This window comes from Jiangella rhizosphaerae, from assembly GCF_003579925.1.
Lineage (GTDB): Bacteria > Actinomycetota > Actinomycetes > Jiangellales > Jiangellaceae > Jiangella > Jiangella rhizosphaerae.
Genome location: NZ_QUAL01000353.1, coordinates 1 through 7,001, shown reverse-complemented (window position 1 = coordinate 7,001; position 7,001 = coordinate 1). Strand labels below are relative to the sequence as shown.

The 7,001-nt window shown below is 74.8% G+C and carries 8 protein-coding genes; 5 read left to right on the top strand and 3 right to left on the bottom strand.

The annotated features are described in order from the left end of the window. The coding region (locus DY240_RS24900; protein ID WP_199702368.1) for an ABATE domain-containing protein at positions 1 to 251 on the bottom strand (251 nt) is incomplete at its 3' end. 69 nt (positions 252 to 320) lie between these two features. Between DY240_RS24900 and DY240_RS24895 the strand changes: the two genes are divergently transcribed. The 4 genes from DY240_RS24895 to DY240_RS24880 are packed head-to-tail and all read left to right on the top strand — an operon-like array spanning position 321 to position 5,463. Next, positions 321 to 1,646 (top strand): MFS transporter, encoded by a 1,326-nt coding sequence (locus DY240_RS24895; RefSeq protein ID WP_119662397.1) that lies wholly within the window; start codon positions 321 to 323, stop codon positions 1,644 to 1,646. A 7-nt stretch (positions 1,647 to 1,653) separates the two neighbouring features. Next, positions 1,654 to 2,262: a GNAT family N-acetyltransferase gene (locus DY240_RS24890; protein WP_119662396.1), complete on the top strand. Its 609-nt coding sequence runs from the start codon at positions 1,654 to 1,656 to the stop codon at positions 2,260 to 2,262. 10 nt (positions 2,263 to 2,272) lie between these two features. After that, positions 2,273 to 4,393, top strand: coding sequence for a prolyl oligopeptidase family serine peptidase (locus DY240_RS24885; protein ID WP_119662395.1), 2,121 nt, complete (start codon positions 2,273 to 2,275; stop codon positions 4,391 to 4,393). Then, complete coding sequence (locus DY240_RS24880; RefSeq protein ID WP_147375510.1) at positions 4,390 to 5,463, top strand: mechanosensitive ion channel family protein; 1,074 nt, start codon at positions 4,390 to 4,392, stop codon at positions 5,461 to 5,463. The genes DY240_RS24885 and DY240_RS24880 overlap by 4 nt, the downstream gene beginning before the upstream one ends. 105 nt (positions 5,464 to 5,568) lie before the next feature. Here the strand turns inward: DY240_RS24880 and DY240_RS24875 are convergent, their stop codons facing one another. Next, entirely contained in the window at positions 5,569 to 6,000 is a 432-nt protein-coding gene (locus tag DY240_RS24875; protein WP_119662393.1) for an OsmC family protein, read from the bottom strand. A 177-nt stretch (positions 6,001 to 6,177) separates the two neighbouring features. Between DY240_RS24875 and DY240_RS24870 the strand changes: the two genes are divergently transcribed. After that, positions 6,178 to 6,567 carry a globin gene (locus DY240_RS24870; protein ID WP_233552863.1) on the top strand — a complete coding sequence of 130 codons (390 nt, stop codon included), beginning with the start codon at positions 6,178 to 6,180 and terminating at the stop codon, positions 6,565 to 6,567. 7 nt (positions 6,568 to 6,574) lie between these two features. On the opposite strand, the gene DY240_RS24865 is transcribed toward DY240_RS24870, so the two are convergent. Further along, positions 6,575 to 7,001 (bottom strand): CGNR zinc finger domain-containing protein (locus DY240_RS24865; RefSeq protein ID WP_119662391.1); only part of this gene is annotated, 427 nt, incomplete at its 5' end.

Sequence of the window (7,001 nt, the reverse complement as noted above, 5' to 3'; positions counted from 1 at the left end):
GCCGCGGGCCGCGGCTCGCCCCGGGCCGCCGCTCGCAGCACCGCGAGCACGTCGTCGCGCAGCTCGCGCACGGCCCGCACCGCATCGTCGCCGGCAGACACCCGCGGCACCCGGCCGGCCTCCGCCGCCAGCCACTCGCGCACGCCGCCGGGCTCGGCGAAGAAGTCGACGTACCGGTCGCCCCGGCGGCGGACGGAGTTGGCGAGGTCGATCGCCAACCGGTCGCCCAGCCAGCTCCATCGTTCCAGCATCGTGACCGCCTTAACGGTTTTCTTCCACAATACCGTTTAGAACGGCCGCTGCCGGGAACGGGTCCGGACATGCTCCCGATCGTCGTCCTCTGCGCCGCCGAGCTGGTCAACGTCCTCGGCGTCACCGTCGTCGTGCCGGCGCTCCCCGCGATCGAACGCGGCCTGGACACCTCCGGCGAGCTGGTCGTGACGGGGTACGCGGCGACGTTCGGCGGGCTGCTGATCCTCGCCGGGCGGCTGGGCGACCGGCTCGGGCACCGGCGGGTCCTGCTGGCCGGCCTGACGGTGTTCGGGACGGCGTCCGCGGCGGCCGGGCTGGCGCCGTCGGCGGAGTGGCTGGTCGTCGCCCGCTGCCTGCAGGGAGCGGGCGCGGCGGCGATGATCCCCGCCGCGCTGAGCCTGCTGGTCGCGCACGCCGGCGACCGGCACGGCCGCGCCGTCGCGCTGTGGACCGCGGTCGGCGCGGTGGGCGGCGGCAGCGGGTTCCTCGTCGGCGGCGTGCTGACCGACGTCGCCGGCTGGCGGTGGATCCTCCTGGTGAACGTGCCGGTGACGGTGCTGCTGGCGGCCGGTGTCGCGACGCTCGTCCGGCCGGTCCCGCGGCAGCGCGGCGGCGGGCTGGACGTCGCCGGCGGGGTCACCGTCACGGCGGCGCTGGTCGTGCTGGTGCTGGCGGCGTCGGCGAGCGGGCCGGCCGCCGTCGCCGGGGCCGCCACCACCGCCCTGCTGCTGGCGGCGTTCCTCGCCGTCGAGCGGCGGGCGCGCGACCCGATCCTGCCGCCGGGGGCGTGGTCGGACCGCCGGCTGTCCTCGGCGTCGGCGGTCGCGCTGGTCAACAACGCCGCGACCGGGTCGGCCGTCGTCGTCGCGGCCGGCTTCGCCCAGCGCGAGCTGAACCTGTCGCCGTCGGGCGCCGGGCTGGTGCTGCTCTCGTTCAACGCGGCGGTGATCGCCGGGTCGGCGCTGGCCCCTCGGCTGTCAGCCGGCCGGCCGGACCGGGCGATGCGCGCCGGGCTCGTCGTCATGGCCGGCGCGGCGCTGGCCTTGGCGGCCGGCACCGCCACCGCGACGGGACCGACGGGAACCGGCGCGCTCGCCGCGGGGCTCGCGCTGCTCGGCGCCGGGCTGGGCGTCTCCGCGGTCGGCTCCACCACGCTCGGCACCGCCGGCCCCGAGGACCGGCGCGGGACGTCGTCGGCGCTGATCAACACCGGTGCGCAGGTCGGGACCGCCGTGGGCGTGGCCGTCGTGCTGGGCCTGGCCGGGGCGGACGGCTACACCGCCGGCTGGCTGCTGGCCGCCGCGATCGCCGTCGCCGGCCTCGCCGCCGTGAGGAAGCCGCAATTCACCGCGTCTCCGGCCACCCCTTACGACGGTGCCCGGGATGCAGCATGATCAAGTGATGCAGCCATCGACTCCCGTCGTGCGGCAGGCGCTGCGTTCCGACGTCGACACCGTCGCGCGGGTGCTGGCCCAGGCGTTCGACGCCGATCCGGTGATGCGGTTCATCGTGCCGGAGCCGGGCTACCGGAAGCGGCTGACCGCGCTGTTCGCGTTCGAGACGCTGCTGAGCCTGCGGGGGTCGTGGGTCGCCGTGGTCGACGGCGAGATCGCCGGCGCGGCGCTGTGGGGGCTGCCGGGCGCCGGCCCGCCGGGGTTCTGGTCGACGCTGCGCTACAGCCGCTATCTGCTGCGGGCGTTCGGGCGGGGGCTGCCGAAGGCGATGCGGGCGTTCCGCGTCATCGAGGACGCGCATCCCACGTCGCCGCCGCACTGGTACCTGCAGACGCTCGGGGCGGCGGTGCCCGGACGGGGTGTGGGCGGCGCGCTGCTGCGCGACGGGCTGGCCAGGGCCGACGCCCAGCGGCTGCCGGCGTATCTGGAGTCGTCGGCGCCGGGGAACGTCGCGATCTACCAGCACTTCGGGTTCCGGCCGGCCGGGGAGATCGTCCTGCCGGGCGGCCCCACGCTGACGGCCATGTGGCGCGAACCGGTCGGAGGGGGTCAGTAAGGTCGGAGTCGTGGCCTTCGACGCATCGACCTCCCCGCAGCCGTATCCCTCCGCCCCGCGCGGCGACGACGCCGACGTGCTGCACGGCATCACGGTCCCCGACCCCTACCGCGCGCTGGAGGACGAGGACGACCCCGTCACCCAGGCGTGGTCCAAGGCGCAGCGCGTGCTGTTCGACGAGCACCGGGCCGGCTGGCCGGCCCGCGCGGCCTTCGCCGGCCGGCTGGCGCAGCTGCTGCGGGCCGGCTCCGTCGGCACCCCGGCCTGGCGCGACGAGCGGGTGTTCCACACCCGGCGCACGCCCGACCAGGAGCACGCCGTCCTGCTCACCGTCGACCCCGACGGCACCGAGCGGGCGCTGGTCGACCCCGGAGCCATCGACCCGTCCGGCGCCACCACGCTCGACGCCTGGCAGCCGTCCAAGGAGGGCGCGCTGCTGGCGTACCAGCTCTCCGAGGGCGGCACCGAGGAGTCGGTGCTGCGGGTGCTCGACGTCGCCACCGGCGAGGTCGTCGACGGCCCCATCGACCGCGCCCGCTACTCCCCCGTCGCCTGGCTGCCCGGCGGCGAGGCGTTCTACTACGTGCGCCGGCTGCCGAAGGACGCCGTCCCCGAGGGCGAGGACCAGTTCCACCGCCGCGTCTACCTGCACCGGCTGGGCACCGACCCGGCCGGCGACATCGAGATCTTCGGCGACGGCATGGACAAGACCAACTACTACGGCGTCTCGGTCAGCCGCGACGGCCGCTGGCTGACGGTCAGCGCCGCGCAGGGCACCGCGCCGCGCAACGACGTCTGGATCGCCGACCTCGGTGCCGACGGCGCCGACCCCGCGCGGCCCGAGCTGCGCCCCGTCGTCGTCGGCCAGGACGCCAAGACCGGCCTGCACGTGGGCCGCGACGGCCGGCTGTACGTGTGGACCGACCTCGACGCGCCGCGCGGCCGGCTCGCCGTCACCGACCCCACGACGCCCGAGCCTGAGCACTGGCGCGACCTGCTGCCCGAGGACTCCGAGGCGGTGCTCGAAGACTTCGCCCTGCTCGACGGCGCCGAGCTCGACGCCCCGGTGCTGCTGGCCTCCCGCACCCGGCACGCGGTCTCGGAGGTGACGGCGCACTCGCTGGCGACGGGCGAGGTGCTGCACCAGCTCGAGCTGCCCGGCATCGGCAGCGTCGGCGGGCTGTCCGAGCGGCCCGAGGGCGGACACGAGGCCTGGCTGGCCTACACCGACCACACGGTGCCGGTGCGCATCCTGCACTACGACGCCCGGTCGCGGACGGTGTCCACCTGGGCCGACGCGCCGGGGCTGGTCGACGTCCCCGCCGTCCGTTCCGAGCAGGTCACGTACCGGTCGAAGGACGGCACCGAGGTGCGCATGGTCGTCGTGTCGCCCGCCGGCGGCGCGGCGCGGCAGCCGCGGCCGGCGGTGCTCTACGGCTACGGCGGCTTCAACATCGCGCTCACGCCCGCCTACTCCGCCAGCATCCTGGCCTGGGTCGAGGCCGGCGGCGTGTGGGCCGTCGCCAACCTGCGCGGCGGCTCCGAGGAGGGCGAGCAGTGGCACCGCGCCGGCATGCGCGAACACAAGCAGAACGTGTTCGACGACTTCCACGCGGCGGCCGAGTACCTCGTCGCCGAGGGCTGGACGACGCCCGACCAGCTGGCGATCTTCGGCGGGTCCAACGGCGGCCTGCTGGTCGGCGCCGCGCTCACCCAGCGGCCGGAGCTCTACCGCGCCGTCGTCTGCTCCGCGCCGCTGCTCGACATGGTCCGCTACGAGAAGTTCGGCCTCGGCGAGTCCTGGAACGACGAGTACGGCACCGCCGCTGACCCCGTCGAGCTGGGCTGGCTGCTGGGCTACTCGCCGTACCACCACGTGCGCGACGGGGTCGAGTACCCGTCCGTGCTGTTCACCGTGTTCGACGGCGACAGCCGCGTCGACACCCTGCACGCGCGCAAGATGGCCGCCGCCCTGCAGGCCGCCACGTCCGGCGACCCCGCCACCCGGCCGATCCTGCTGCGCGCCGAGGCCAACGTCGGCCACGGCGCCCGGGCCGTCTCGCGCACCGTCGACCTCAGCGCCGACCAGCTCGCCTTCGTCGCCGCGCAGCTGGGACTGGAGGTGCGGTGATCCCAGTGGTCGGCCTGGTGGCGGCGGGCGGCGTGCTCAGCGCGGCCGGGGTGGTCGCGGCGCCCGAGATCACCGAGGCCGAGGAGTACTCCGCCGAGTGGTGGCGCGACGTCCTGCTCGACGTCCCGCTGCGGCTGGCCGGCCTGATCCTCATCGCCGTCGTCACCCGGTACCTGCTGCACAAGTTCATCAACCGGATGGTCCGCCGGACGGTCGAGAAGGAGCCGCCCAAGGCCGTCCTCGGCTCGGCCCGGGCCGCCCGCATCGTGTTCGGCGGCGCCGGGGTCTACTCCGAGCGGCGGGCGCTGCGGGCCGAGACCATCGGGTCGGTGCTGCGCAGCATCACGACGGTGCTGATCAGCGCCATCGCCGTGGTCACGGCGCTGGAGATGCTCGGCTACGCCGTCGGGCCGGTGCTCGCGTCCGCCGGCGTCCTGGGCGTCGCGCTCGGCTTCGGCGCGCAGAACCTCGTCAAGGACTTCCTCGCCGGCGCGGCCATGCTGCTCGAGGACCAGTACGGCGTCGGCGACGTCGTCGACATGGGCCACGCCGTGGGCACGGTCGAGGCCGTCAGCCTGCGCATCACCCGGCTGCGCTCCGTCGACGGCACCGTCTGGTACGTCCGCAACGGCGAGGTCGTACGAGTCGGCAACTCCTCCTACGGCTGGTCGCGGGCGCTGCTCGACGTCCACGTCCCCGCCGACGCCGACGTCGCGCGTGCCCGCCGGCTGCTCGAGAACATCGTCACCGAGCTCGCGGCCGAGCAGCACTGGGGCGAGCTGATCCTCGAGCCTCCCGAGGTGTGGGGCGTCGAGGACCTCACCCCCGACGGCGTGCTGATCCGGGTGGTCATGAAGACCAAGCCGCTGGAGCAGTGGGGCGTCGCGCGCGAGCTGCGCGAACGCATCAAACGCCGGTTCGACGCCGAACGGCTCACGCTGCCGGTCGCGACGGAGACCCCGGCGGCCGGGCCGGGTAGCGGCGCCGGCGACCCGACCAACCCGCCGCCGGCCACGTCCGCCCCGCCGCCGGCTCCGCCGCCACCCACGTCGTCCGACGGCAACCCCTGACCGTCGCCGAGGCGGCGCCGTTCGCCCTGGTCAGGTCGCTTGGCGCTGCGCTGGAGGTCTGCGGTCCGATACGACGGCAGACCTCCAGCGGCCAGGCGCCTGCCCTCAGGCGTCGGCGAGCGCGGCGTCGAGCGTGATGGTCGTGCCGGTCAGCGCCTTGCTCACCGGGCAGTTGGCCTTGGCGTCCTCGGCCGCGGCGACGAAGTCCTCGTTCGAGATGCCCGGCACCACGCCGCGCACCGTGATCTTGATGCCGGTGATGCCCTCACCCGGCTGGAACGTCACGTCCGCCGACGTCTCCAGCGACGTGGGCGGCGTGCCCGCCTTCGCCAGCCCGTTCGAGAACGCCATCGAGAAGCAGGACGAGTGCGCCGCCGCGATGAGCTCCTCGGGCGACGTCTTGCCGTCCGGCGTCTCCGCACGCGAGGCCCAGGTGACGTCGTAGGTGCCGAGGCCCGACGAGTCGAGCGTCACGCGGCCGGCCCCCTCGAACAGCGAGCCTTCCCAGCGCGTGGTGGCGGTGCGGGTGGTTGCCATGAACGTGTCCTTCCAGATGACGTGTCAGAGACCGGCACCATCCTCTCGCGCCCGGTCCGCCGCCGTGTGGCCAGGGGCACTGATTCCCACTCCCCTGCGGGACTCGCCGCCGCTGGGACCTGGCGGTCGGCCATGGGCTTTTGCATCTCGGGTCGTTCCGCGACGACTATGGAGGACGTGACCACGCGCCTGGACAACTTCTACGACGCCGTCGGCGGGCACGAGACGTTCGCGAAGCTCGTGCGCCGGTTCTACGAGGGCGTCGCCACCGATCCACTGCTGAAGCCGATGTACCCCGAGGAGGATCTCGGCCCGGCGGAGGAGCGGCTGCTGCTGTTCCTCGAGCAGTACTGGGGCGGCCCGACGACCTACTCCGACCAGCGCGGTCACCCCCGCCTGCGCATGCGGCACGCGCCGTTCAAGGTCAACCCGGCCGCGCGCGACCGCTGGCTGCTGCACATGCGCACCGCGGTCGACGAGCTCGACCTGCCGCCGATCTACCGCGACACCCTGTGGGACTACCTCGAGCGGGCGGCGCACTCGATGGTGAACACCTTCGAGGACTGACGCCGCCTCAGCGGCGGGCGGCGCGGTAGCGGCGCATCCGGGCGCTGACGCCGCAGGTGTCGTCGCTGCACCAGCGCCGGTTGTGGTTCTTGGTGCGGTCCAGGTAGAGCCACCGGCAGTTCGGCGTCGAGCACTCCGCCAGGCGGCTGAGGTCGTTCGCGCTCAGCAGGTCGAGGGCCTGCTGAGCGACGGGCCACAGGACGCTGCCGGGGTCGTCCGGCGACTCCGGCCACCGCCAGGCGTAGACCGGGCCGCGGGTCAGCCGCGCCCGCGACAGGGCGTCGAGGTAGGCGTCGCGGATGCCGTCCAGCCGGGCCGCGTCCGGTGCGTGTCCGGCGAGCTCGGCCCGGATCACCGCGTCGAGGTCGGTGCGGAGCCGGCGCGCGGCGGCCAGCGTGGCGGCGGCCGCGCGCGGGTCGGTGCGCGCGACCTCG

Coding starts and splice junctions, on each gene's coding strand:
- DY240_RS24890 (WP_119662396.1), top strand. CDS start 1,654: ATGCAGCCATCGACTCCCGTCGTGCGGCAGGCGCTGCGTTCCGACGTC.
- DY240_RS24875 (WP_119662393.1), bottom strand. CDS start 6,000: ATGGCAACCACCCGCACCGCCACCACGCGCTGGGAAGGCTCGCTGTTC.
- DY240_RS24895 (WP_119662397.1), top strand. CDS start 321: ATGCTCCCGATCGTCGTCCTCTGCGCCGCCGAGCTGGTCAACGTCCTC.